Here is a 25,897-nt window from a genome sequence, read left to right as displayed (position 1 = left end):
GCATCCCGCGGCTCACGGGCCGACCCGCGGGCCGATAGGCTGGAGCGGCACCGCGCCGCCCGAGACGAAGGAGTCCGCATGACCACGGCCACCACCTCCCCCCGCCCCAGCACCGAGCAGGTCCTGCCCGACCGCAACCTGGCACTGGAGCTGGTGCGTGTGACGGAGGCCGCGGCCCTGGCCGCGGGGCGCTGGGTGGGCCGCGGCGACAAGAACCTCGCGGACAACGCGGCCGTGGAGGCCATGCGCAAGGTCATCTCGTCGGTGGCGATGGACGGGGTCGTGGTCATCGGCGAGGGCGAGAAGGACGAGGCCCCGATGCTCTACAACGGCGAGCAGGTGGGTGACGGCAACGGCCCGCAGGTGGACGTCGCGGTCGACCCGATCGACGGCACCACGCCGACGGCGAAGGGGATGGACAACTCCATCGCGGTGATGGCGGTCTCGGAACGGGGCACCATGTACGACCCCTCGGCCGTCTTCTACATGGACAAGCTCGTGGTCGGCCCCGACGTCGCCGACCGCGTGGACATCCGCCTGCCGATCCGCGAGAACCTGCGGCGCATCGCCAAGGCCAAGAAGCGCTACGTGGAGGACCTCACGGTCATCATGCTCGACCGGCCCCGGCACGAGACCTACACCCAGGAGGTGCGCGAGGCCGGTGCGCGGCTGCGCTTCATCACCGACGGCGACGTCGCCGCCGCCATCGCGGCCGCCCGCGAGGAGTCCGCGGTCGACATGCTCATCGGGATCGGCGGCACGCCGGAGGGCATCATCACCGCCTGCGCGATGAAGGCGATGGGTGGCGTGATCCAGGGCCGGCTGTGGCCCAAGGACGACGAGGAGCGCCAGCGGGCGATCGACGCCGGGCACGACCTCGACCGCGTGCTGTCCACCGACGACCTGGTCACCGGGGACAACTGCTTCTTCGTGGCCACCGGCATCACGACGGGCGAGCTGCTCACGGGCGTGCGCTACGGCTCGGGCTCGGCCGTCACGAACTCCCTGGTCATGCGGTCCAAGTCGGGCACGATCCGGGAGATCATCTCCCACCACCGGCTGGACAAGGTGGCCAGGATCGCCGACTCCCTCTCCCCCGACGTCCACCACTGAGGTCAGGACGGGGTATGGAGAGCGTCAGGTCGCGCGGTCCGCGCCAGTGCTCGGTGCTCACCGTCGGCGAGGCCCTCGTCGACGTGGTCGTGCCGCACGGCGGCGGGGAACGGGAGTCCTACGTCGGTGGGTCCCCGGCCAACGTGGCCGTCGGCCTCGCGGCGCTCGACCACGACAGCCGGCTCACGGCCTGCCTGGGCCACGACGCCGCGGGACGCCGCGTGCGCGAGCATCTGCTGGACGCCGACGTCGTCCTCACACCCGGCTCCACCGACGCGCCCCGCACGTCGACGGCGACCGCGCACCTGGACGCCGACGGGGTCGCCAGCTACGAGTTCGACCTCGTCTGGGAGCTGGGTCCGCAGGACCTGCACGGCGTCGGCCACCTGCACACCGGCTCGATCGCCACGACTCTCGAGCCCGGCGCCTCGGCGGTCCTCGAGGTGATGTCCCGCGCCCGCCGCACCGCCACCGTCTCCTACGACCCCAACTGCCGCCCGACCGTGATGGGCGACCCCCACGCGGTCCGGTCCCGGATCGAGGAGTGCATCGGGCGCAGCGACGTGGTCAAGGCCTCGGTCGAGGACGTCGCCTGGCTCTACGGCGAGGACACCGACGTGGTCGAGGTGGCCGAGCTCTGGGGCCGGTTGAGCCCAGAGCTGGTGGTGCTCACGCGCGGCGGTGACGGCGCCCTGGCGCACCTGCCCCGGCAGGGGGCCACGGTCGAGCTCCCCGCGCCGCCGGTGGAGGTCGTCGACACCGTGGGCGCGGGAGACTCGTTCATGGCCGGGCTGCTCAGCGGGCTGCTCGACGCCGGGCTGCTGGGCTCGCCCGAGGCGCGCGTGCGGCTGCGCCAGGTCGACCCCGACGCCGTCGCGCCGGCGCTGCACCGGGCGGTGGCCTGCGGTGCGTGGACCGTGGCCCGGGCGGGAGCCGCGGCCCCCACCCGGGCCGACCTGCCCTGAGCGGGCGTGCGCCACTACCCTGACCTCATGCCAGAGCCCCGCAGCGACCAGTCCTCCGCCTTCGCCGACCTGCTCGAGGCCAACGAGCGCTACGCCGCCGACAACGAGCTGTCGGGCTTCGACGGCATCGCCCGGGCCGGGGTGGCCATCGTCACCTGCATGGACTCGCGGATCGAGCCGCTGCACATGCTCGGCCTGACCCACGGCGACGCCAAGATCTTCCGCAACCCTGGTGGGCGGGTCACCGACGCGGCGCTCGAGGCGCTCGTCCTGGGCGTCCACCTGCTGGGGGTCGAGCGGGTGCTGGTCGTCCCGCACACCCGCTGCGCCATGACCCGGATGAGCGAGAACGAGCTGCGCGAGAAGATCACCGAGCTCTCCGGCCAGGACGCCTGGTGGCAGCACTTCCACGTCGTGGCCGACCAGCACGCCGCCCTCGTCGAGGACGTGCACCGGGTCACCAGCCACCCGCTGATCCAGGGACGCGCCCAGGTGGGCGGCTTCCTCTACGACGTCGACACGGGCCGCCTGACCCAGCTCGTCTGAGGACCTTGACGCGTCACGTACCCTGGTGACCATGCTTCCGGCCCTGTCGTCGGCGCCGCTGGCGCTCGTGGCCGTGCTGGTCCTCAGCGGGGTCGCCAAGCTGCGCGACCCGGGGTCGACGGCGAGCATGATCGCGCTGCTGCGCCTGCCCGCCGTCCTGGGCCACCGCCTCGTGCCCCGGGCGGTGCCCGTGGTCGAGCTCGTCACGGCGGCGCTCCTCCTGACACCCTGGCGGTGGACCTACGCCGTCGGCGCGGCGGCCTCGCTCGGGCTGTTCACCGCCTTCCTCCTGGTCATCGCCCGCGCGATGACCTTCGACCCGCGCCCCACCTGCGGCTGCTTCGGACGCGTGGGGGACCACCGGGTCAACGGGCGGACGGTGACCCGCAACGTCCTCCTCCTGGCGCTGGCCGTGGTGACCGCCTGGCTGGCGGTGGAGGGCACCCCGGCCGCGGCCCTGGTGCGCACCTACGACGCGGGCGACGTGCTGTGGCTGGCGATGACGGTGGTCCTCGCCACCGTGGCCGTCCTGGTCCTCGGTGGTGGCGCCCGGACCGCCCCGTCGGGGCCGAGCCCGCGCCGGCGCCGGACCCGGGGTGCGCGCGCGGGCACGCCGCCCGCCCCAGCACCGACGGCGCGCCCCACGGCCGCCAGCTCTGACGACGAGCCGGACGAGCTCGACGACTACGAGCGCACCCCCGTCCCGCACGGTGTCCTGCTCGCCGAGGACCTGGACGTCGTCCCGCTGCGGCGCCTGGTGCGGGACCGGGCCCAGCTGCTCGTCCTCGTCAACTGCTGGTGCGGACCGACGTTCGAGTCGGTGGCGCGCCTGCCCCGCTGGCGTGAGACGCTCCCCCAGCTGGGCGTTCAGCTCGTGCACACGCACCGCCCCTGGGAGGAGGAGCGCCTGGCCGGCACGGGCGGCGTGTGGTGGGACCCGGGTTCGACCGTCTACGACGCGCTGCGGGCCGGAGCGAGCCCCGCGGCGGTCCTCCTCGGCGCCGACGGGCTGCTCGCGGGGGGCCCGGTCAACGGGGTCGAGGAGATCGAGGAGCTCGTCGCTCAGATCGCCCGGCAGCTCGCAGAGGCGCCCACCCCGGGGCAGCCCGCCCCGGAGGGTCAGCCGGCACGCTGAGGCGCACGCCTCCGACGCCCCGCCGCGCACCGCCCCGCCCCGCCCGTCGGCAGGATCAGGCGTGCAGGGAGAGCCGCTCGCTGACCACCGAGGCGAGGCGGTCCGCATACTCCCGGGCCCGCTCCTCGGTGTCCGCCTCGACCATGACCCGCACGACCGGCTCGGTGCCGGACTTGCGCAGCAGCACGCGCCCCTGGCCCCCCAGCTCCTGGCCGACGGCCGCGACGTCGGCCTGGACGGCCTCGTCGGAGTCGACGCGGTTCTTGTCCACGCCGCGCACGTTGACGAGGACCTGCGGCAGCCGGGTCATGACGGCCGCCAGCTCGTGCAGGGGCGTGCCGGAGGACACCACGCGCTGGGCCAGCGCGAGGGCGGTGAGCACGCCGTCACCGGTCGTGCCGTGCTCGAGCATGATGACGTGCCCGGACTGCTCCCCGCCGAGGGAGTAACCCCGGGCCCGCATCTCCTCGAGCACGTAACGGTCGCCCACCGCGGTCTGCACCACGTGGATCCCCTGTGCCTGCATCGCCTGGATCAGCCCCAGGTTGCTCATGACGGTCGCGACGAGCGTGTCCTGGGCCAGGCGCCCCTGCTCGCGCATCGACAGCGCCAGGATCGCCATGATCTGGTCGCCGTCCACCTCGTGGCCGTGCGCGTCCACGGCCAGGCACCGGTCGGCGTCACCGTCGAAGGCGACGCCCATGTCGGCGCCGCGCAGGCGCACCGCCTCCTGCAGCTGGGCCACGTGCGTGGACCCGTAGCCGTCGTTGATGTTCAGACCGTCCGGCTCGCCGCCGATGACGTCCACGGTCGCGCCGGCGCGGCGGAAGACCTCCGGGCCGACGACCGAGGCCGCGCCGTGCGCACCGTCGATCACCACCCGCAGGCCGTCGAGCCGACCCGGGACGGCCGTGAGCAGGTGCTCGATGTAGAACTCCGCACCGCGGGGGAAGGGACGGATCCGTCCGACGGCGGGGCCGGTCGGGCGCTCCCAGGCCGACCCCAGGCGCCCGGAGATCCGGTCCTCGATCTCGTCCGGCAGCTTGTGCCCGCCCCGCGCGAAGAACTTCAGGCCGTTGTCCGGCATGGCGTTGTGCGAGGCGGACAGCATCGCGCCCATCTCGGCGTTCATCCGTTGCGTCAGGTAGGCGATCGCCGGCGTGGGCAGCACGCCCGCGTCCAGCACGTCCACACCGGCCGAGGCCAGCCCCGCCATGACCGCCATCGACAGGAACTCGCCGGAGGCCCGCGGGTCGCGACCCACGACCGCCGTCGAGCGGTGACCGCCGAACGCTCCCTGGCCGCTGAGCTCGTGCGCCACCGCGACCGACAGGTCCAGGGCGAGCTCGGCGGTGATGTCCTTGTTGGCCAGTCCTCGCACCCCGTCGGTGCCGAACAGTCGTGCCATTGGTGCCTCTTCTCGTTCCTTCGTCCGTGCGGCCCGGCGGAGCGGGCCCCCACGAGTATGACGTACGCGGCGGCGGGCCCGGGACTCCCGCAGCGTCAAGAGTTCGCCAAGCCCCGGTCAGCATCCGGTCAGGATTGGGTACAGGTTGCACAGGAGTGCTCGCCACGGCGGTGCTCCACGGTCGAGGCTGTCGGAGGCGCCGCGACGAGGCGGCGCCGTCGTCCTCACCAAGGAGCACACGGATGCACCCCACCCGTCGAAGGACCCTGGCCGCGCTCACCGGTCTGGCCCTGACCATCGGGCTCACCGGCCCGACCGTCGCCGCACCGGACCGTCCCGACACCCCCGCACCGCTGGTCCACGCCGACCAGGACGCCGTGATCCAGGGGTCCTACATCGTCGTCCTCCAGACGCCGCGGGCCGCCAAGGGCGGGCCGTCGGAGAAGGCCGCGGCCCGGGCCCACGAGGCGGTCCGCGCCGCGACCGAGCGCCAGGTGGCCCGCGCCCGCGCCCGGGGAGTCACGGTCGACCACGCCTACACGGCCCTGGGCGGCTACGCGGCCCGCCTGACGCCTGCCCAGCTGGCCGAGCTGCGGGCGGACCCTGCGGTGGCCCATGTCGAGGAGGACGCGGTCATCTCCGTCGAGGCCACGCAGAACAACGCCACGTGGGGCCTGGACCGCATCGACCAGCGCACGCTGCCGCTCGACGGGAGCTACACCTACGACGCGACGGGCCAGGGCGTGCGCGCCTACGTCGTGGACACCGGCATCCGCACCTCGCACGGCGAGTTCTCGGGCCGGACCGCCGCCGGCTACACCGCGATCAGCGACGGGCGCGGCACCGAGGACTGCAACGGCCACGGCACGCACGTGGCCGGAACCGTCGGTGGCACCGCCTACGGCGTGGCCAAGGGCGCGACCCTCGTCCCGGTGCGGGTGCTCGGCTGCACCGGCAGCGGCTCCACGTCGGGCATCATCGCCGGGATGGACTGGGTCGCCACCAACGCCCCCCGACCCTCCGTGGTCAACATGAGCCTGGGTGGCGGCGCCTCGACCACCCTCGACGCGGCCGTCGACCGGCTGGTCGCGCGCGGCATACCCGTCGTGGTCGCCGCCGGCAACGAGAACCAGAACGCGTGCAACGTCTCCCCCGCCCGGGCGGCAGCGGCGATCACCGTGGCGTCCACGACCACCTCGGACGCCCGCTCCAGCTTCTCCAACTGGGGCAGCTGCGTGGACCTGTTCGCCCCCGGCAGCTCGATCACCTCGGCGTGGCACACGTCCACCACCGCGACCAACAGCATCAGCGGCACCTCGATGGCATCGCCGCACGTCGCCGGGGCGGTCGCGCTCTACCTGCAGCGCAACCCCTCCGCCTCCCCCTCCCAGGTGGCCTCGGCCGTCACCGGGGCGGCGACCACCGGCCGGGTCACCAGCCCCGGCTCGGGCACGCCCAACCGCCTGCTCCACACCCTGGCCCTGACCGGCGGCGGCTCGACCCCCACCGACCCGCCGCCCGCCACCGGCGGGGTCACCAACGGCGGCTTCGAGAGCGGCACGACCGGGTGGAGCGGTGACACCGGCACCATCGGCTCCGGCGGGTATGCCGCGCGCACCGGGTCGACCAAGGCGTGGCTCGTCGGGTACGGGCAGACGCGCACCGAGGCCATCACCCAGCAGGTCAGCGTCCCCTCGACCGGTGCGACGCTCGACTTCTGGCTCCGGGTCGTCACCGCCGAGACGACGCGCACGTCGGCCTACGACCGGATGCAGGTGCAGGTGGTGGCCGGCGGCGCGACGACCGTGCTCGGCACCTGGTCCAACCTCAACGCCTCCAGCGGCTACGTGCAGCGCAGCGTGAGCCTGTCGCAGTTCGCCGGGCAGACGGTGACCCTGCGCTTCGTGGCCGCCGAGGACGTCACCCTGGCCACGTCGTTCCTCATCGACGACGTGTCGATGCGCTGAGGCAGCCCGCCGACAGCCGTACCGACGCCGAGGGCCGGCGGGAGCTGCTGCTCCCGCCGGCCCTCGCCGGTGTCTAGCGCCGTCCGCCGGACGGGGCGATCAGCGCTTGCTGTACTGCGGCGCCTTGCGGGCCTTCTTCAGGCCGGCCTTCTTGCGCTCGGGGACGCGGGCGTCACGGGTGAGCAGGCCGGCCTTCTTCAGGGTCGGGCGGTTCAGCTCGGGGTCGACGCCGTTGAGCGAGCGGGCGACGCCGAGGCGGACGGCCCCGGCCTGGCCGGAGGGGCCACCGCCGTGCACCCGGACGAGCACGTCGTAGGCGCCGTCCAGCTCGAGGGCGGTCAGCGGCTCGTTGACGATCTGCTGGTGCACCTTGTTGGGGAAGTACTCCTCCAGGGTGCGGCCGTTGATCTTCCACTCCCCGGTGCCGGGCACGATGCGCACGCGGGCGATGGCCTGCTTGCGGCGGCCGGTGCCGGCGCCGGGCGCGGAGGCGGACGGGCGGGCCGCGGCCTCGACGGGCGAGGAGGACTCGGTGGTGTACTCGGACAGGGAGTTCTCGTCGAACTCGCCGGTCTCGGCGCTGAAGTCGTTGTCAGTCATCTTTCGTCAGCTTCCTTACTGCGCGACCTGGGAGATCTCGAACGGGACGGGCTTCTGGGCCGCGTGCGGGTGGCTGTCACCGGCGTAGACCTTGAGCTTGGTCAGCATCTGACGGCCCAGCGAGTTCTTGGGGAGCATGCCGCGCACGGCCTTCTCCACGGCGCGCGTGGGGTGCTTGTCGAGCAGCTGCTCGTAGGTCTCGGCCCGCAGGCCGCCCGGGTAGCCGGAGTGGCGGTAGGCCTTCTTCTGCTCCAGCTTGGCGCCGGTGAGCGCCACCTTGTCCGCGTTGACGATGATGACGAAGTCACCGGTGTCCACGTGCGGGGCGAAGATGGTCTTGTGCTTGCCGCGCAGCAGGATCGCGGTCTGGGACGCGAGGCGGCCCAGGACGACGTCCGTCGCGTCGATGACGTGCCAGGCGCGTGTCACGTCGCCGGCCTTGGGGGTGTAGGTACGCACGGTGCAAACCTTCGTAGTCGGATGGATGGGCAACTGGTCCAGTCTACCGGCGTCCCCGAGCACGACCCAAAACGCCCGTCTTCGCAGGTCAGCGGCCTCGCACGGGGCTGCGCGACCCGCTCTGCAACCGAAGTGTGCACAACAATTGTGCATTACCGGGGCGGTGGTTAGGGTGTCCGGCATGGCCCGCCCTGCCCAGCCCGCACCGCCCTCCGACGGACGCGGGGCGCTGCGGACGCTGGCCCACCCCCTGCGCAGCAGGCTGCTGGCGGAGCTGCGCGTGCACGGGCAGGCGACCGCCACCGAGCTGGCCGCGGCCCTGGGCACGCACACGGGCGCGACGTCCTACCACCTTCGCAGGCTGGCCGAGGTCGGGCTCGTCGAGGACACCGGGACCGGGGGCGGCCGACGCCGGGTATGGCGTGCCGCGCCGCTGCCGGAGGCCGCGGTCGCGCTGGGCAGGTCCGAGGACGAGCCGCTCGACGAGGACGAGGCCCAGGCCGTGGACTGGCTCGCCCAGGACTACCTGGCGCACTTCGGCGACCGGGCGCACGCCTGGCTGCGTGCGCGGGCGGAGTGGGGCCTGACGTGGCAGCAGGTCTGCGGCCTGGAGGACCACACCGTGCAGGTCACCGCCGAGCAGGCGACGGCGTTGCGGGCCGAGCTGCTGGAGGTGCTGGAGCGCTACCGCCGCGTCGGGCAGGGCAACCCGGCGGCCAAGCGGGTCGTGGTCTACACCTGCGCGCTCCCGGTGGACCGGCACGCGTGAGGCGGCCCCCGCCCCCAGGTGCGGGGACGGGGGCCGGCGTGGCCCGGGAGGCTCAGCGGTCGCTGAACAGCAGCAGGTTCGGCGATCCTGCGGTCCCGCTGACGGCACCGCTCGTCGCGTCGCCCTCGATCGCGCTCTCCACCTGTGCCGGGCTGGCCCCGGGGCTGCCCTGCAGCACGAGTGCCGCCACGCCCGCGACGTGCGGCGAGGCCATGGACGTGCCGGAGATGGTGTTGGTGGCCGTGTCACCGGTGTGCCAGGCCGCCGTGATGCCCACGCCGGGGGCGAAGAGGTCGACGCAGGAACCGTAGTTGGAGAAGGAGGCCCGCCGGTCGGCGCTGTCGCTGGCAGCGACGGTGAGGGCGCTGGGCGCCCGCGCCGGCGAGGTGGTGCAGGCGTCGGTGTTCTCGTTGCCGGCGGCCACCACGGTGGTCACCCCGGCGCCGGTCATCCGCGCGATCGCGTCGTCGATGGAGGCGTTGGCGCCGCCGCCCAGGCTCATGTTGGCCACGGACGGGCCGGAGGCGTTCTCGGCCACCCAGTCCATACCCCCGATGACCCCGGACCAGGTGCCGGAGCCGCGGCAGTCGAGGACGCGCACCGGGACGAGGTTGACACCCTTGGCCACCCCGTAGGTGCTCCCGCCCACGGTGCCCGCGACGTGGGTCCCGTGCCCGTTGCAGTCCTCCGTGGTGTTCTTGCCCCTGGCGAAGTTTGCGCCTGCCTGGACGCGGTCGCCGAGGTCGGCGTGGGTGCTGCGGATGCCGGTGTCGAGGATGTAGGCGTCCACCCCCGCCCCCGTCGCGGTGTAGCGGTGGACGCCGTCGAGGGGCAGCGAGCGCTGGTCGATGCGGTCCAGGCCCCAGGTGGCGCCCTGCTGGTCTGCGGACAGCGTGACGACGCCGTCGCGCTCCACGGAGGCGACAGCCGGGTCCGCCGCGAGGCTGCGGGCCTGCGCCGGCGTCATCGTCGCCGCGTAGCCGCCGAGCGTGCGGTAGGTCCGCTCGACGTGCAGCCCCCGGGCCTGTGCCGCGGCCACCTCGCGCGCCGTCGCCGTCGCGACCTCGGCCCGTGCGGCGCCCTGGTCCGCGCCCGGCGTCCACGCCTGCGCCCCGGCCTCCAGCAGGACGATGTAGGTCGAGGCGCCGGCGGACGCGGCTGGAACGGTCGGGGCGCCGGTGGCCGCAGGGGCTGCGGTCAGGGCCAGTGCTGCTGCGCCGGCGAGCGCGGCGAGCGTGCGGGGACGGACGGTCATGGGGGAGCTCCTCGGAGTCGTGTGATGTCAGCCACATCGGCGTGACACGCGGACCATCCTGAGAACCGGTGACGGGGCTCGGCAAGGTTCTTGACCACGTCCGAACACTTCCCATACCCGGCCTTTGCCCTGCCCTCAGGGTCGGGGACGCACCAGCACCGCGGCGGTGAGCGCGGGCACCGTGAGCACGCCGGCGCCCGTGTCCCACCGGGTGCGGCGGACCACCGGGTCCGCGCCGTCCCGCTGCGCCGGCGCCAGCTGCCACCCTTGGCCCCGCAGCGCGGGGAGCGGCAGGGCCACCACGTCGGTGGCCGCGTTGAGGACGACCAGCAGCCCGGACCAGGCCTGGTCCACCGTCGGGGGTCCGCTGTCGTCGACGAGCATGACCACCACGTCGGCACGGCCGTGCGGAGTCCCCGAGACCGGGAAGGAGACCTTCTGCAGGACGAGCCCGGCGCTGCCCAGCCGGAGCAGGGGCAGGTCGCGCCGCAGGCGCAGCAGGTCCAGGGCACCGTCGCGGGCGGTCGCCATGTCCGCGGGGGTCGGCCGCAGGGACGGGTCGGCCAGCAGCGGGGCGAGCAGCGGCCACCGGTGGTGGTTGTCCGGGGCGGGAGGCAGGCCACGACCGAACCCGTTGTCGCGCAGCGTGTAGTCGAGGCGGTTGAACCAGTCTCCGGAGTCGTAGCTGTTACGGTCCAGGCTCTTGCTGCGCAGGACCTCGGTGCCCGCGTGCCAGAACGGCACCCCCTGGGACAGGGTCACCGCGGCGAGCGCGAGGGTGTTGCGCCGCACGCGCTCGGCCATGGGTGTGCCGGGCGGCAGCTTGAGGGTGAGGATGTCCCACAGCGTCTCGTTGTCGTGGGCGTCGACATAGCTGACCACCTCCTCGGGGGAGGACGCGTAGCCGACGGGGCGGCCACCGTGGATCAGGCTTCCTCCGGTCACCGGCTCGCCGGTCGCCTGCGACCGGAAGGCCAGGTCGCGCAGCCCGCCCGCCAGCCCGACCTGGACCTGGTCGACGGTGCGGGGGTCCGTCCCTCCCGTCGCCAGGCCCAGCCCGGTGCGCGGGTCGTCGTCGTGCGCGCCACCGCCCCGCACCGCGTCGCGCAGGCGGTCGTCGAAGGTGCCGATCCCCGTCCCGTCCAGCTGCCCCTGCACGGCCTGGTGGAACCGCGCGTTGCCCGCGACCTCGCCGAAGTCCCAGCCCTCGCCGTAGAGGTGCACCGCTCGGCCGTCCACGCCGTCCTCGTCGACGGTGAGCGCGTCCAGGGCGGCGCGGACCTCCTCCAGGTCGGCACGGCTGTGGTGGCCCATGAGGTCGAAGCGGAACCCGTCCACGCGGTAGTGCCGGGCCCAGAGCACGCAGCCGTCCACCATCAGCCTGCGGGCCATCGCGTGCTCGGTCGCGAGGTTCTGGCAGCAGGTCGAGGTCTCGACCAGGCCCTCCCCGTCGAGCCGGTGGTAGTAACCGGGGACCACGCGGTCGAGCACCGACGCCCGGTGCAGGCCGGAGTCCGTCGTGTGGTTGTAGACCTGGTCGAGCACGACCCGCAGGCCCAGGCGGTGCAGCTCCCCCACCAGTGCCCGGACCTCCGCGACCCGGCGCCCGCCGTACGCCGAGGCCGGGGTGGAGGCGTAGGACCCCTCGGGGGCGAGGAAGTGCCAGGGGTCGTAGCCCCAGTTGAAGGCGTCCCGGTCCGCGGTGGCCCGCACGAGCGCCTGCTGCCCGGTGCCCGCCGGGTCCTGGGCGGTCAGCTCGGCGAGCCGGCACGGGTCGGGCTCCACCCGCAGCGCGGGGTCCTCCTCGACCGAGGTCAGGTCGAAGACGGGCAGCAGGTGGACCGTGGTCAGCCCGGCCTCGGCCAGGGCACCCAGGTGGTGGTGGGCGGCTCCTCCCTCGCGCAGGCCGAGGTAGGACCCCCGCAGGCCGGGGACGACCTCGGGGTCGTCACGGGTGAGGTCACGCACGTGCACCTCGTAGATGACCTGGTCGACCGCCCGGTGCAGCGGAGGCACCGGCGTCCCGCTCCAGATCTCCGGGGCCCAGGCGGGGTCCTCGAGGTCGACCATGACCGAGTGGGAGGAGCCGATCGCCAGGGCGACGGACCACGGGTCGGTGCTGCGGACGCGCCGACGCTGCCCGGTCCGCGGCAGCACGTGCTCGAGCTGGAGCTGGTAGCACCGGTCCGCCCACCGGGTCGTGCCCGTCACGCTCCACGTCCCGTCGGGCTCGCGCGTCATCGGGACCGTCTCGGGCCGGCCCGACGGCGTCCACGCCCGCTCGTGCCCGACGGGTGGTGTCTCGTGCCAGAGCAGAAGCTCGACCGACCGGGCGGTCGGCGCCCACACCGTCACCGTCGGCACGCGCGCACCGCCTCCTCCACCGGCCCAGCTCACCCCGAGCGTCCGGGTGCCCGCCCGGGCCGCGTAGAGGTCGTCCAGCACCCCGGCGACCTGCAGCGAGGTCGCGACCACGACACGGCCCTCACTCGTCCGGCCGAGCAGCACGACCTGACCGGTGAGCAGCGTCTCGGCTCGGGCTGCGTCCGTCGGCGTCAGGTGCAGCGGGTGACAGGCAGCCAGGTGCGGGAAGGCGTCTGCGACGGAGCGCGGCAGGGCGCCGTCGGCCAGCCGCAGCGGCAGCTCCTGAGGAGGTTCCGGGCGGGCGGGGTCGAGACCGCCCTCCGGCGCCACGCCCAGGCTCCACCCGAGGTCCTCGGCGGCGGTGCCTCCGGGCAGCGCATGCTCGGGGAAGGCCAGCAGGTCCCGGGTGAGCCAGTACGCCCGGGCCCGCAGCAGGTCGACCCTCGAGGTCGTCACGGTCCGCTCATGCGGTCAGCGCTGCACGAGGACAGCGACGGTGCGGGCCGGCACGTGAGCCGTGCCGGTGGCCGGGTCCCAGACGGTCTGCCGGACGACGTCGTCGGCGCCCTCCGCCTGCACCGGCGACAGCTCCAAGCGCTCACCCTCCAGGCCGGGCACCCGCTGGTCGACGGCCTCGCCGGAGGCGTTGAGCACCACCACCACCCTGTCCAGACCGGGGTCTACGTCTGTACCGACCGTGTCGTCGATGTGCATCACGATCACCTGTGGGTCGCCGTGCTCGGTGCCGGACACCGGGAAGCTGACCTTCTGCTCGATCAGGTCGGGGTCGCCCAGACGGAACAGCTCGGTGCTGGACCGCAGCCGCAGCAGGTCCTGGGCCATCACCGAGGCCTGCTCGATGTGGGCAGGTTCCGGCTTGAGGGAGGCGTCCGCCAGCAGCGGCCGTATGATCTCCCACTTGTCCTTGTTGTCACCCTCCGGCGGCAGCCCGCGGCCGAAACCGTTGTCCGTCCTCGTGAAGTCCAGCACGTTGAACCAGTCACCGCTGTTGTAGGAGTTGCGGTCCAGGCTCTTGCTGCGCAGCAGGTCCGCCCCGGCGTGCCAGAAGCTGACCGACTGGGACAGCGCCGTCGTCGACAGCGCCACGGTGTTGAGCCGGACCCGGTCCTCCATCGGCAGATCCTGCGGCAGCTTGAAGGTGAGAGCGTCGAAGATCGTCTCGTTGTCGTGGGCGTCCACGTAGTTGACGATCTCGTCCGGGTGCTCGGCATACCCGGCCGGCGCCCCGTTGTAGGAGATCTCGGCCCCGGTGACGACCTCGCCGGTCTCCTGACTGCGCAGGGTGAGGTCGCGCAGGTTGCCCGCCAGACCCACCTGCACCAGGTCGGTGTCGTTGTCGCTGGTCCCGCCGCTGGCGAAGCCCTTCTCCTTGCCCGGGTCGTCGTCGAACGGCCCGCCGCCGCGCACACCGTCGCGGAGCCGGTCGTTGAAGGTCGCGATCGAGGTGCCGTCGAGCTGGCCCTGGGTGGCCTGGTGGAAGCGCGCGTCGTCCGCCACCTCGCCGAAGTTCCAGCCCTCGCCGTAGAGCGTGACCTGCGAGCCGTCGACGCCGTCCCGACGGAGGGTGAGCTCGTCGAGCGCCGCCCGCACCGCCTCCATGTTCTCGCGCGAGTGGTGGCCCATGAGGTCGAACCGGAAGCCGTCGACCTTGTAGTCGCGGGCCCACGTCACGACGGCGTCAACCATGAGCTGCTCGGCCATCTGGTGCTCGGTCGCGACGTTCTGGCAGCAGGTGGAGGTCTCCACCTGGCCCGTGGCGTTCAGCCGGTGGTAGTAGCCGGGCACGATCCGATCGAGCACGGACTTCTCGCCCTGCCCGGACTGTGCGGTGTGGTTGAAGACCTTGTCCAGCACCACCCGCATCCCGGAGTCGTGCAGACCGCCGACCATGGTGCGGAACTCCGCGACCCGCTCGCCCCCGTGGGCGGCCTCCGCGGTCGAGGCGTAGGAGCCCTCGGGGGCCATGAAGTGCCACGGGTCGTAGCCCCAGTTGAAGGCGTCGGTGTCGGCCTGCGCCATGACGCACGCCTGCTGCTCCGCGCTGTCGGGGGCGAAGCTCTCCAGGTCGCAGTCGGGGGTCGTCTGCTCCGCAGGGTCCTCCTCGATCGAGGCGATGTCGAAGGTCGGCAGCAGGTGCACGGTGTTCATCCCGGCGTCGGCCAGCTCTTCGAGGTGCCGACGACCGTAGCCGTCCTCGGCGAACGCCAGGTAGGAGCCGCGCAGCTCCTCCTCCACGTCGGGGTCGGCCATCGAGAAGTCGCGCACGTGCAGCTCGTAGATCGTCTGGTCGACCTCGTCCTCCAGCGCGGGTGCCGTGGCGGTGCGCCACAGCTGCGGCTGCCAGCGGCGGTCGTCCAGGTCCACGATGACCGATCGCTGCGAGTTGAGCGTCAGCGCCACCGAGTAGGGGTCGGTGACGAGGTTGGTCTCGACCTGCCCCGTGGACGGGACGTGGACGTCCACCTCGTAGAGGTACTCCATACCGGTCCAGGACTTTGTGCCCTTCGCCGTCCAGGAACCGTCCCCGCCGCGCCTCATCTCCACGCGCTGCGGGTCTCCGGTCCCACCCTCCGGCCAGAGGAGGAGGTCGACGTCCTGGGCGGTGGGGGCCCACAGGGTCAGGGTCGGGTTGGGTCCGCGCCACGAGACCCCGTATGCGGTCCGCCTGGCCCTGTCCGCGTAGAGGGCGTCCAGCACGCCGGGGATCTGGACGCCGGTGGCGTCCTGCAGCCGGCCGAGGTCGTCGTACATCGCCACGGCGACCTGGCCCTGCAGGATCTCGCCGGCCTGCTTGGCCAGCTTCTTGTCCAGCCTCAGGGCGACATAGCCGTCGAGGTGCGGGAAGTCCTCGATGACCGAGTCCGGCAGGCCGGCCGGGTCGTAGGTGAGCGGGGCCGAGGAGCCGCCGGTGACGTCCTCGGCGTCCACGGCCAGCCCCCCGTCGGGGGACCAGTGCAGGCGCCAGTCGGTCAGTTCGGGAGACTCGACGCCGTCGGCCGGCCAGGCGATGAGGTCCGGCGCGAGCCAGTGCCCCTTGGCCGACCGCAGGTCGGGTGCGACGCCGGCCTCGGACGTGGTCACCGTGAGCAGGTGCGTCTCGAGGTCGTAGCTGAACGACGTCACGACTCCGGGGCGCGGCACGGAGAAGCCGATGTCGGCGCCGCCCGGGGCGCCACCGGCCCCGTAGTTCTCATCCCAGGCCAGACCGTGGGCGACCTTCACCTGGTAGTTCCCGACCGGCAGCTGCGTGGTGGAGAAGGTATACGTGCCGTCAGCGTCCGGGTCGACGAGCCAGGGCAGCATGCAGCCGGGGTCCCAGTCACCGGGGCAGCCCAGCTCGGACTGCATCGAGCCGGGTGCCGTGATGATCGGGCCCTCGGCGTCGGAGGCCACGTAGTGACGGGCGTGCTCGTAGTAGAACGTCACCGGGCCGCCGTCGGTGCTGTAGGGGATGTCCGCCCCGCCCGGCGCACCTCCGGCCCCGTAGTTCTCGTCCCAGCTGCCGTTGATGGCGGCCTTGTAGGCGTAGTCGCCCGCGGCGAGGTCGTAGGTGCCCTTCCAGACCGTGTCCTTGGCGTCCAGCGACAGCTGGGCCTGCTCGCATCCCGGCTCCCAGTCGCCATCCTGGCCCAGGTTGGGCAGGCAACCCATCTCGGAGTTGTGGCTGCCGGGCACGGACACCGCGTCGGGCTGCTCGACCGGGCCGACCGGGTCGCTGCCGCCACCCCCGCCGCCACCGGGGGCAGGATCACCCACGACGCCGTAGGTCGAAGAGGCGGAGAGGTTGTCCGAGAAGTCCTGGAGGATGGCGCGGTACTCCAGCAGGGTGCCGTGCGGCATACCGGAGACGTCGTGTAAGACGCGGTAGGGCGCGTTGTCGTCGGTCCCGAGGACGGTCCAGTCCTGCGTACCGACGGGACGGAAGGCGAAGGTGACCTGGGCGAAGACATGGTCGGGGACCGAGGCGCCGATCTCGGCGCGGCCACCGACGACACCACCCGCGGAGGGCGAGTCGAGGTAGACCGCCGGGGCCTCCTGGCGCGGCGTGAGCGCCTTGCCGGCCCGGTAGACCTCGACCGAGAGCGGGGCGACCTCGACAGCCAGCCGGGAGTCGGTGCCGGTCCTGATCCGGGCGGTGTCGCCGTAGATGCCGGTGAACTGGGTCCTCTCGCCGTAGGTCGGGACCGACGCGGTCGCGCTCTGTGTCGAGTTGTTGGCTACCACGACGTACTCGACCAGCTCGTCGGCATCGATCCGGGAGAAGGCGTAGACCCCCGCGTCCGCGCTGGCGTAGCGGTGGATCTGCGCCCCGTCCGCGAGCGCCGGGTGCTCCTGGGTGAGGGCGCCCAGGGTGGCGATCTGCTGGTAGAGAGGGTGCGTGGTGTCGTAGCGGTCCCTCGAACCGGACGGGGCAGCGATGACCGGCTCGCTGGCGTAGCTGTCCACCTGCGTGGCGAACATGTCCTGCCGGGCGTCCTTGTCACCGGCCGACCCGATGAAGCCCTGCTCGTCGCCGTAGTAGACGACCGGCTGGCCGCGGGTGAGGAACATCAGCTCGTTGGTGAGCTCGACCCGCTCCTGCAGCTCGTCGCCGGAGAAGTCCTTGGCCAGCATCATGGCCGCCCGGCCCATGTCGTGGTTTCCGGTGAAGGTCGGCAGCTGGTAGGCGTTGGAGTCCGCGTCGGTGTAGTAGTCGTCCTGGGCGTAGAAGGTGCGCAGGTCGGTCGTGGGGCGGCCCTTAGCGAAGTCGATCGACCGTCCCTGGAAGCCGAAGTCGATGACGGCCTGGAGCTGACCCTCGGTGGTGAAGGTCGACAGGTACTCGGGGTTGCCGTCGTACACCTCGCCGAACATGAAGAAGTCCTCGTCGCCCTCACGCGCGGCCTCGAGGACGCGCGGGCTGAACTCCTGCCAGAACTCCAGGTTGACGTGCTTGACCGTGTCGATCCGGAAGCCGTCGATCCCCATGTCGGCCCAGGTGGAGTAGATGTCGACCATCCCGTCGACGACCTCGGTGCGCTCGGTGAAAAGGTCGTCCAGGCCCACGAAGTCGCCGTAGGTGTTGGACTCGCCCGCCCAGGTGGAGTCCCCCCTGTTGTGGTACATCGTGGGGTCGTTCAGCCAGCCCGGCACCTTGACCGTCTCGTCCGCCTCGGTGCGGAAGACCGGGGTGTAGGGGAAGGAGGTCTCGGGGTCCAGGAGCGGGAACGGCTCGCCGATGTGGGCGCGGTCGTCGAAGGCGTTGCCGGCTGCGTCGCGGTAGGGCTCGGTGGCCTTGTCGATGTAGCCGTACTCACCCTCCTCGTAGTCGATGACGTCGGCGGTGTGGTTGGTGATGATGTCGAAGTAGACCTTCATCCCCCGCGCGTGCGCCTCGTCGATAAGCTCGCCCATCTCCTGGTTCGTGCCCAGGTGCGGGTCGATCTGGGTGAAGTCGGTGACCCAGTAGCCGTGGTACCCGGCGCTCGCCTTGTCCCCGCTGCCCTGCACGGGGCGGTTCTTGAAGCTCGGGGTGAGCCAGATGGCGGTGGTCCCCAGCCCCTCGATGTAGTCCAGACGGTCCATGATCCCGGCGAGGTCGCCACCGTGGTAGAAGCCCTTGTCCTGCGGGTCGAAGCCGTGGTCGAGCCGGTCCCCCTCGATGCCGGCCGTGTCGTTGGACGGGTCGCCGTTGGCGAACCGGTCAGCCATGACGAAGTAGTACTGCTCGCGGGTCACCGGCTGCCTCAGGCTGTCCCGGGCAAGGTCCTTGTCGGCGGAGGCGGCGGGGCCCTCCAGCTCCGCCGGGGCCACACCGACCCGGTCCGTCTCGTCGTCGAAGGTGAACTCCAGCGAGGCCGGCCCCTCCAGCACCAGCGGCAGGTTCGCGGCCGGGTGGTCCTCCTCCCACCCGCCGTCCAGGGCGACCTTGAACTCCCAGCTCCCCTCGGGCACCTCGAAGACGCCCCGGTAGGTCGTGCCGCTCCCCTCGACCGGCTCCAGCGCAGTGGCCTCGCAGGCGGGCTCCCAGTCGCCCGGGCACCCGAGCTCCTGCTGCAGGCTGCCGACCAGGGTCACGGTGCGGGCGGCGGCCGTCTGCCCCGGAGCCGCCGCCGAGCTGGCGACGAACGGCTGGCCCGCGGCGGTCGGGACGAAGAGAGAGGCGGTGAGAACACCGGCCAGGACCAGACGACGCGACACTGCGGACTCCTACGGGGACGTGCGGAGGGACACCAGGACACTAGGTCGCTCCTGTCTGCAGGACAACAACGCGCTGCAATGTTTTGCACAACCGTGATGTCGGGCCGCCACACCCGAGGACCCGGCCTTCGGGTCACGCGCGCGCCGCCCGGCCGCCCACCCGCTCGTGCACCGTCCGGAGCTCGAGCCACCACTGCCGCCGAGGGCGGTCGGCCCGGTCGTCCAGCTCGACCTCCAGCCGGTCGATCGGGGTCACCGTGGGTCGGCCACCGACCTCGCCCACCAAGCACGCCCCGCTCTGCCCCGCGGCCAGCCGGCGGTCGACCTCGGCCAGCGCCACCTGTGCCAGACGGGTGGCCAGGAGCCGGTCGAAGGGTGTCGGCACGCCTCCCTGCTGCACGTGCCCGAGCACGGTCTGCCGCACGTCGAACAGGTCCCCACCCTCCTGCTCGAAGATCCTGGCCAGCACGTCGGCGGTGTAGGACGCGGAGGACTGGTCGCCCCGGATCGCGAGCCACTGCGTCCGGTCCCCGGCGAAGGCCTCGGTCATCTGTCCCGCGTCACGCGCCAGGCGGTGGATCGTGATCCTGTCCTCCGGCAGGTAGACCCGCTCCGCCCCCGCGGCCATACCTGCCATCATCGGCAGGTAGCCGCAGGGGCCGCCCATCGTCTCCACCACGAAGCACCGGCGGGCGGCCGAGGCGGAGGAACGCAGCCGGTCGAGCGCCTCCACGACCGTGTTCAGGGCTGTGTCGGCACCGACGGACAGATCCGTCCCTGGCAGGTTGTTGTCGATCGCCGCGGGCAGGCACACCGTCGGCAGGCGCAGGGCGGGGTGCTGCGCGGCGGCCGCGTCCAGCACCGCGGCCGAACGGTAGGCCTCGATCCCCCCGACGAGGACGAGCGCGTCCAGCCGGTGCTCGGCCACCGTCGCGGCGACCCGACCGGCGTCCTCGGCCCTCAGCACCGTCCTCCGGCTGCCCAGCTCGGCCCCCGGCAGGTCGATCCAGTCGTCGACCTCCGCCCACCCCAGCTCGCGCACCGGGCCCGAGACCAGTGCCGGCACGGAGCCCACGACGCCGACCACCCGGGTGCCGCCGACTGCTGCCGAGCGCACGAGCGCCCGCACCACCGCGTTCATCCCCGGGGCCGGGCCGCCGGCGTGCAGGACACCGACGCGGCGCGCCCGAGGGACCGGTTGCGCCCCATCCCCACCTCCCGGGCCCTGCCCGCCCGTGCTGGCTCCCCCGACCAGGGCCGTCGCGGCCGTCGGCCTTTCCTCACCCACGGCGCCCAGCAGCCCCGGGGGCGTGCAGAGATCCTCCAGAGAGGCGCTCAGAGTGGCGAAGGAGCGGCCCCTGGCCGCCCTGGCGACGTCGAAGTCGCCCTTCTCGGCCGCCTCGCGCACCGCGTCGACCGCACGCACGGCCTCGGGCAGCGGCGTCAGCGTGACCCGGTTGCTCCGCACACCCACCACGACGGCAGGAAGGTCGCCGTCGCCCAGCACCTCCTGGGCAGCGGCGTGGCCGAGGAGCGTCGGCATCCATCGGTCGTACGCCGAGGGCCGCCCACCGCGCTGCACGTGCCCGAGGACGGTGACCCGCGATCCCTCGCCGCCCAGGCGCTCGGTGAGCAGCGTCCCGACGTCGGCACTCCGGACGGGTCGCCCGAGACGGTCAACCGCACCCTCGGCGACGATGACGATGAGGTCGCGCAGCCCCGCGGCCCGGGACGCCTGGAGCCGCCGCACGAGCAGGTCCTGCCACCCCTCCGCCGGGGGCGCCTCCGGCACCAGCGCGGCGTCCGCGCCGCCGGCGACCGCCGCCATCAGCGCCAGGTAGCCGCAGTGCCGGCCCATCACCTCCACCACGAACGTGCGCTGGTGGCTGGCTGCGGTCGACCGCAGCCCGTCCAGCGCGGCGCAGATGCGGTGCAGCGCGCTGTCCGCACCGATGGTCATCTCCGTGCCCGCCATGTCGTTGTCGATCGACCCCACCAGCCCCGCGACGCGGAGCCGGGGGTGCGACAGGCGGTCGTGCCCGGAGACCTCCCCGGACGCCACGAGCTCGTCCAGCAGGGTCGGCCACTCGCGGCGCAGCTCCTCCGCGCCCCGGAGGGAGCCGTCACCTCCGATGACCACCAGCCGGTCGATCCCCCGCCGGACCAGGTTGCCGGCTGCCGCGCGACGACCAGCCCGGTCGCGGAACTCCGCGCAGCGTGCCGTCCCGAGCACGGTGCCGCCGCGGTGCAGGACACCCGCGACGTCGTCCCAGCCCAGCTGCCGGATCTGAGCCCCACCGGCGACCGCGCCGGCCCAGCCCTCGTGGACGGCGAAGGCCTCGCCACCCAGGGTGAGCGTCGTGCGCACGACCGCCCGTACGGCGGCGTTCATCCCCTGCGAGTCCCCACCGGAGGTGAGGATCCCGACGCGCGCCGGGCGGGGGCCGTCCGCACCCGAGGCCCTGGCGGGACCGACCGGGGCGGGGTGACCGGACGGGGGCCGGGGCTGCGTGCTGGTCATCGATGCTTCTCAGTAGACCTGGCTGTCGACGACGCGCGCGTACTGGGGCGGCCAGGACAGCGTGTGGTCCAGCTCGTGGGCCGCACGGTGCCACCACCGTGGGTCGGCCAGGGCGGCCCGCCCGATCGAGACCACGTCCGCCTGTCCGGTGGCCAGCACGTGCTCGGCCTGGCGTGCCTGCGTGATGAGCCCGACCGCGCTCACCGGGATCTGAACCGCATCCTTGACGGCGGCCGCGAAACGTGTCTGGTAGCCGGGCCCCACCGGGACGCTGGGTGAGGGCACGTTGCCCCCGCTGGAGATGTCGAGCAGGTCCACCCCACGATCCTGCAGGCGCCGCGCCAGGGCGACGGTCCGCTCGAGGTCACCCTCGACGCCCCCGGGCGCATCGGGACTCCAGTCCGTCGCCGAGAGCCGCACCAGCAACGGGACGCGGTCGGGGAGCACGGACCGGACCGCGTCGACGACGTCGAGGACCAGCCGGCTGCGCCGCTCCTCGGACCCGCCGTAGTCGTCGTCGCGCGTGTTGACCAGAGGACTGAGGAACTGGGACAGCAGGTAACCGTGCGCGGCATGGACCTCCACCGCGTCGAAGCCGCAGCCGACCGCCCGGCGCGCCGCCTGCGCGAAGGCGGTGACGATGCCTTCGATCTCGCCGACGCCCAGGCGGCGAGGTGCGGCGTACCGCCCGAAGGGGTCCTCCCCCGCGCCGACGCTCTCCCAGCCACCCTCGTCGCGCGGGACGCTCCCGGAGCGCGGGTCGAAGGGCGGGAACACCGAGGCCTTGCGGCCGGCGTGCGACAGCTGGATCCCCACCGGGGTGCCCACGTGGTGCAGCTGGTGCACGATCCGGTGCCACCCCGCGACGTGCTGGTCCTCCCACAGCCCCGCGTCCCAGGGCGAGATCCGCCCGGTGCTGGTGACCGCGGTGGCCTCCGTCATGACCATCGGCGCTCCCCCGACCGCGAAGCTCATGAGATGCGCAAGATGCCAGTCGTTGACGAACCCTGGCTCTGACGGGCGGCAGGAGTACTGACACATCGGTGACACCCACACCCTGCCGGCCACGGTGAGCCCCCGGAGGGTCAGCGCTTCGAAGATCAACGGCGTCACGCGCCTCAGTCTGCCACTCCGAGGGCCGGACATGACTGTGCCCCCGTTCGAGTCTCCTCGAACGGGGGCACAGTACAAAGTTGAGTCCGGCGGTGTCCTACTCTCCCACACCGTCTCCAGTGCAGTACCATCGGCGCTGTCAGGCTTAGCTTCCGGGTTCGGAATGTGACCGGGCGTTTCCCTGACGCTATGACCGCCGTAACACTATCGAGTTCTTCGAACCATCCCGGGCCCACGCCTGGTGGGGGGTGTTCGTATCTCGAGAGACCGTACAGTGGACGCGTAACATCTTTGTTGTTTAAGTTATCGGCTTATTAGTACCGGTCAGCTCCACACATTACTGTGCTTCCACATCCGGCCTATCAACCCAGTAGTCTAGCTGGGAGCCTCTCACCCCTAAGGGGCATGGAAACCTCATCTTGAAGTGTGCTTCCCGCTTAGATGCTTTCAGCGGTTATCACGTCCGAACGTAGCTAATCAGCGGTGCTCTTGGCAGAACAACTGACACACCAGTGGTTCGTCCATCCCGGTCCTCTCGTACTAGGGACAGCTCTCCTCAAGTTTCCTACGCGCGCAGCGGATAGGGACCGAACTGTCTCACGACGTTCTAAACCCAGCTCGCGTACCGCTTTAATGGGCGAACAGCCCAACCCTTGGGACCGACTCCAGCCCCAGGATGCGACGAGCCGACATCGAGGTGCCAAACCATGCCGTCGATATGAGCTCTTGGGCAGGATCAGCCTGTTATCCCCGGGGTACCTTTTATCCGTTGAGCGACGGCGCTTCCACAAGCCACCGTCGGGTCACTAGTCCCGACTTTCGTCTCTGCTCGACATGTCTGTCTCACAGTCAAGCTCCCTTGTGCACTTACACTCGACACCTGATTGCCAACCAGGCTGAGGGAACCTTTGGGCGCCTCCGTTACCTTTTAGGAGGCAACCGCCCCAGTTAAACTACCCACCAGGCACTGTCCCTGATCCGGATCACGGACCGAGGTTAGACATCCAGAACGACCAGAGTGGTATTTCAACGATGACTCCACGAACACTGGCGTGCCCGCTTCACAGTCTCCCACCTATCCTACACAAGCCGTACCGAACACCAATACCAAGCTATAGTAAAGGTCCCGGGGTCTTTCCGTCCTGCTGCGCGTAACGAGCATCTTTACTCGTAGTGCAATTTCGCCGAGTTCGTGGTTGAGACAGTGGAGAAGTCGTTACGCCATTCGTGCAGGTCGGAACTTACCCGACAAGGAATTTCGCTACCTTAGGATGGTTATAGTTACCACCGCCGTTTACTGGCGCTTAAGTTCAGAGCTTCGCCTTACGGCTAACCCGTCCCCTTAACGTTCCAGCACCGGGCAGGCGTCAGTCCGTATACATCGTCTTGCGACTTCGCACGGACCTGTGTTTTTAGTAAACAGTCGCTTCTCCCTGGTCTCTGCGGCCGTCGACGCTAACCCGTGAAGGGTTTCACGCCTCGGGCCCCCCTTCTCCCGAAGTTACGGGGGCATTTTGCCGAATTCCTTAACCACGATTCACTCGATCGCCTTGGTATTCTCTACCTAACCACCTGAGTCGGTTTGGGGTACGGGCGGCTCGAACCTCGCTAGGAACTTTTCTAGGCAGCATAGGATCACCCTACTTCCCGCATACACGGTCACCATCAAGCCTCGGACACTGCTGGGGCGGACTTACCACTCCCCGGTCCTGCGCTCTTGGACGTGGACTACCATCGCCACGCGGAGGCTACCTTCCTGCGTCCTTCCATCGCTTACCTACTACACGCTCGGGTCACGCGTTCCACCCCCCAGCACCTCACCCGAAGGTGAGATACAGCGGGAGGCTTCAGGCGCTTAGCATCACGTGATTCGGTACTGGGCGGTTCTTCGCCGGTTCCGGAATATCAACCGGATGTCCATCGACTACGCCTGTCGGCCTCGCCTTAGGTCCCGACTTACCCAGGGCAGATTAGCTTGACCCTGGAACCCTTGGTTATTCGGCGGAGGAGTTTCTCACTCCTCATTCGCTACTCATGCCTGCATTCTCACTCGTGTCGCGTCCACACCTCGATCACTCGGATGCTTCACTCGCGACACGACGCTCCCCTACCCAGCAACACGCCTGGACCCACCCCACGAAGGGACAGGCCGAGCACTGTGTCACTGCCACAGCTTCGGTGGTGTGCTTGAGCCCCGCTACATTGTCGGCGCGGAATCACTTGACCAGTGAGCTATTACGCACTCTTTCAAGGGTGGCTGCTTCTAAGCCAACCTCCTGGTTGTCTTCGCAACTCCACATCCTTTCCCACTTAGCACACGCTTAGGGACCTTAGCTGGTGATCTGGGCTGTTTCCCTCTCGACTACGAAGCTTATCCCCCGCAGTCTCACTGCCATGCTCTCACTTACCGGCATTCGGAGTTTGGCTGACGTCAGTAACCCGGTGGGGCCCATCAGCCATCCAGTAGCTCTACCTCCGGCAAGAAACACATGACGCTGCACCTAAATGCATTTCGGGGAGAACCAGCTATCACGGAGTTTGATTGGCCTTTCACCCCTACCCACAGCTCATCCCCTCAGTTTTCAACCTAAGTGGGTTCGGGCCTCCACGCGGTCTTACCCGCGCTTCACCCTGGCCATGGGTAGATCACTCCGCTTCGGGTCTAGACCCAGCGACTCACACGCCCTGTTCGGACTCGCTTTCGCTACGGCTACCCCACACGGGTTAACCTCGCCACTGAGCACTAACTCGCAGGCTCATTCTTCAAAAGGCACGCCGTCACCAGTCCGCAGACCAGCTCCGACGGATTGTAGGCACACGGTTTCAGGAACTATTTCACTCCCCTCCCGGGGTACTTTTCACCTTTCCCTCACGGTACTTGTCCGCTATCGGTCACCAGGGAATATTTAGGCTTAGCAGGTGGTCCTGCCAGATTCGTACGGGATTTCTCGGGCCCCGTACTACTTGGGAGATGCGATACGGAGTCGAGGACATTTCGACTACCGGGGTGTCACCGACTCTGCCGGGCCTTTCCAGACCCTTCGTCTATACCCTCGATTTCTTACTCCGCACCAGCGTGGTAGCACTGGTACACGCAATCCCACAACCCCCGATCTGCAACCCCTACCAGGTATCACACAGACCAGGTTTAGCCTCTTCCGCTTTCGCTCGCCACTACTCACGGAATCACATGTTGTTTTCTCTTCCTGTGGGTACTGAGATGTTTCACTTCCCCACGTTCCCTCCACGCACCCTATATATTCAGGTGCGGGTGACAGGCGATGAAGCCTGCCGGGTTTCCCCATTCGGAAATCCTCGGATCAATGTCTGGTTATCGACTCCCCGAGGCTTATCGCAGATTCCTACGTCCTTCTTCGGTTCCTGGTGCCAAGGCATCCACCGTGCGCCCTTAAAAACTTAAAGCCACAAAGATGCTCGCGTCCACTGTACAGTTCTCAACATACGACCAGGCCCACCCCGG

14 protein-coding genes and 2 rRNA genes are annotated in these 25,897 nt (G+C 70.8%); 6 read left to right on the top strand and 10 right to left on the bottom strand.

Annotated features, from left to right (window positions below):
- Positions 1-78: 78 nt before the first annotated feature.
- The 4 genes from glpX to K330_RS0102230 are packed head-to-tail and all read left to right on the top strand — an operon-like array spanning position 79 to position 3,759.
- The gene (glpX, locus tag K330_RS0102245) at positions 79-1,113 is read left to right on the top strand and encodes a class II fructose-bisphosphatase (protein ID WP_022920230.1); all 1,035 of its coding nucleotides are present in this window, start codon (positions 79-81) and stop codon (positions 1,111-1,113) included.
- 14 nt (positions 1,114-1,127) lie between these two features.
- Positions 1,128-2,078, top strand: coding sequence for a carbohydrate kinase family protein (locus K330_RS0102240; protein WP_022920229.1), 951 nt, complete (start codon positions 1,128-1,130; stop codon positions 2,076-2,078).
- 27 nt (positions 2,079-2,105) lie between these two features.
- The gene (locus K330_RS0102235; protein WP_029202221.1) at positions 2,106-2,624 is read left to right on the top strand and encodes a beta-class carbonic anhydrase; all 519 of its coding nucleotides are present in this window, start codon (positions 2,106-2,108) and stop codon (positions 2,622-2,624) included.
- A gap of 31 nt (positions 2,625-2,655) precedes the next feature.
- Positions 2,656-3,759 (top strand): MauE/DoxX family redox-associated membrane protein, encoded by a 1,104-nt coding sequence (locus K330_RS0102230; protein WP_156875655.1) that lies wholly within the window; start codon positions 2,656-2,658, stop codon positions 3,757-3,759.
- Positions 3,760-3,814: 55 nt separating this feature from the next.
- Here K330_RS0102230 and glmM read toward each other — a convergent pair whose 3' ends face one another.
- Entirely contained in the window at positions 3,815-5,167 is a 1,353-nt protein-coding gene (glmM, locus tag K330_RS0102225; RefSeq protein ID WP_022920226.1) for a phosphoglucosamine mutase, read from the bottom strand.
- Between the two features lie 242 nt (positions 5,168-5,409).
- Between glmM and K330_RS0102220 the strand changes: the two genes are divergently transcribed.
- The gene (locus K330_RS0102220; protein ID WP_022920225.1) at positions 5,410-7,134 is read left to right on the top strand and encodes a S8 family serine peptidase; all 1,725 of its coding nucleotides are present in this window, start codon (positions 5,410-5,412) and stop codon (positions 7,132-7,134) included.
- 99 nt (positions 7,135-7,233) lie between these two features.
- Here the strand turns inward: K330_RS0102220 and rpsI are convergent, their stop codons facing one another.
- Both rpsI and rplM read right to left on the bottom strand, forming a co-directional pair.
- Complete coding sequence (rpsI, locus tag K330_RS0102215) at positions 7,234-7,734, bottom strand: 30S ribosomal protein S9 (RefSeq protein ID WP_022920224.1); 501 nt, start codon at positions 7,732-7,734, stop codon at positions 7,234-7,236.
- A gap of 15 nt (positions 7,735-7,749) precedes the next feature.
- A complete protein-coding gene (rplM, locus tag K330_RS0102210; RefSeq protein ID WP_022920223.1) occupies positions 7,750-8,193 on the bottom strand; it encodes a 50S ribosomal protein L13 in 444 nt (147 codons plus the stop codon).
- Between the two features lie 181 nt (positions 8,194-8,374).
- On the opposite strand from rplM, the gene K330_RS0102205 reads away from it, so the two are divergent.
- Positions 8,375-8,962 (top strand): winged helix-turn-helix domain-containing protein, encoded by a 588-nt coding sequence (locus K330_RS0102205; protein ID WP_051145435.1) that lies wholly within the window; start codon positions 8,375-8,377, stop codon positions 8,960-8,962.
- A 52-nt stretch (positions 8,963-9,014) separates the two neighbouring features.
- Here K330_RS0102205 and K330_RS0102200 read toward each other — a convergent pair whose 3' ends face one another.
- The 7 genes from K330_RS0102200 to K330_RS0102170 form a co-directional block, all read right to left on the bottom strand.
- Positions 9,015-10,217, bottom strand: coding sequence for a S8 family peptidase (locus K330_RS0102200; RefSeq protein WP_022920221.1), 1,203 nt, complete (start codon positions 10,215-10,217; stop codon positions 9,015-9,017).
- A 135-nt stretch (positions 10,218-10,352) separates the two neighbouring features.
- Positions 10,353-13,037: a pullulanase-type alpha-1,6-glucosidase gene (gene pulA, locus K330_RS0102195; RefSeq protein ID WP_022920220.1), complete on the bottom strand. Its 2,685-nt coding sequence runs from the start codon at positions 13,035-13,037 to the stop codon at positions 10,353-10,355.
- Positions 13,038-13,052: 15 nt separating this feature from the next.
- Positions 13,053-18,782, bottom strand: a complete 5,730-nt coding sequence (pulA, locus tag K330_RS0102190) for a pullulanase-type alpha-1,6-glucosidase (protein WP_022920219.1) — start codon at positions 18,780-18,782, stop codon at positions 13,053-13,055.
- Between the two features lie 133 nt (positions 18,783-18,915).
- Entirely contained in the window at positions 18,916-21,303 is a 2,388-nt protein-coding gene (locus K330_RS18585) for a 6-phosphofructokinase (protein WP_022920218.1), read from the bottom strand.
- A gap of 9 nt (positions 21,304-21,312) precedes the next feature.
- Complete coding sequence (locus tag K330_RS0102180) at positions 21,313-22,449, bottom strand: NADH:flavin oxidoreductase/NADH oxidase (protein ID WP_051145434.1); 1,137 nt, start codon at positions 22,447-22,449, stop codon at positions 21,313-21,315.
- Between the two features lie 51 nt (positions 22,450-22,500).
- Positions 22,501-22,617: ribosomal RNA gene (gene rrf / locus K330_RS0102175) — 5S ribosomal RNA — on the bottom strand.
- Between the two features lie 93 nt (positions 22,618-22,710).
- A 23S ribosomal RNA gene (locus K330_RS0102170) occupies positions 22,711-25,839 on the bottom strand.
- Positions 25,840-25,897: the final 58 nt, after the last annotated feature.

It is taken from the genome of Ornithinimicrobium pekingense DSM 21552 (assembly GCF_000421185.1).
Classification (GTDB): domain Bacteria; phylum Actinomycetota; class Actinomycetes; order Actinomycetales; family Dermatophilaceae; genus Ornithinicoccus; species Ornithinicoccus pekingensis.
Note: the sequence above shows the minus strand (reverse complement) of the source record. Positions and strands in the feature narration are given on the sequence as shown.

Excerpts from the sequence above, each read along its gene's own strand:
- K330_RS0102230 (WP_156875655.1), top strand. The coding sequence starts at position 2,656 with ATGCTTCCGGCCCTGTCGTCGGCGCCGCTGGCGCTCGTGGCCGTGCTG.
- glpX (WP_022920230.1), top strand. The coding sequence starts at position 79 with ATGACCACGGCCACCACCTCCCCCCGCCCCAGCACCGAGCAGGTCCTG.
- K330_RS0102180 (WP_051145434.1), bottom strand. The coding sequence starts at position 22,449 with ATGTCCGGCCCTCGGAGTGGCAGACTGAGGCGCGTGACGCCGTTGATC.
- rpsI (WP_022920224.1), bottom strand. The coding sequence starts at position 7,734 with ATGACTGACAACGACTTCAGCGCCGAGACCGGCGAGTTCGACGAGAAC.
- K330_RS0102220 (WP_022920225.1), top strand. The coding sequence starts at position 5,410 with ATGCACCCCACCCGTCGAAGGACCCTGGCCGCGCTCACCGGTCTGGCC.
- K330_RS0102240 (WP_022920229.1), top strand. The coding sequence starts at position 1,128 with ATGGAGAGCGTCAGGTCGCGCGGTCCGCGCCAGTGCTCGGTGCTCACC.
- K330_RS18585 (WP_022920218.1), bottom strand. The coding sequence starts at position 21,303 with ATGACCAGCACGCAGCCCCGGCCCCCGTCCGGTCACCCCGCCCCGGTC.
- K330_RS0102200 (WP_022920221.1), bottom strand. The coding sequence starts at position 10,217 with ATGACCGTCCGTCCCCGCACGCTCGCCGCGCTCGCCGGCGCAGCAGCA.
- glmM (WP_022920226.1), bottom strand. The coding sequence starts at position 5,167 with ATGGCACGACTGTTCGGCACCGACGGGGTGCGAGGACTGGCCAACAAG.
- K330_RS0102205 (WP_051145435.1), top strand. The coding sequence starts at position 8,375 with ATGGCCCGCCCTGCCCAGCCCGCACCGCCCTCCGACGGACGCGGGGCG.
- K330_RS0102235 (WP_029202221.1), top strand. The coding sequence starts at position 2,106 with ATGCCAGAGCCCCGCAGCGACCAGTCCTCCGCCTTCGCCGACCTGCTC.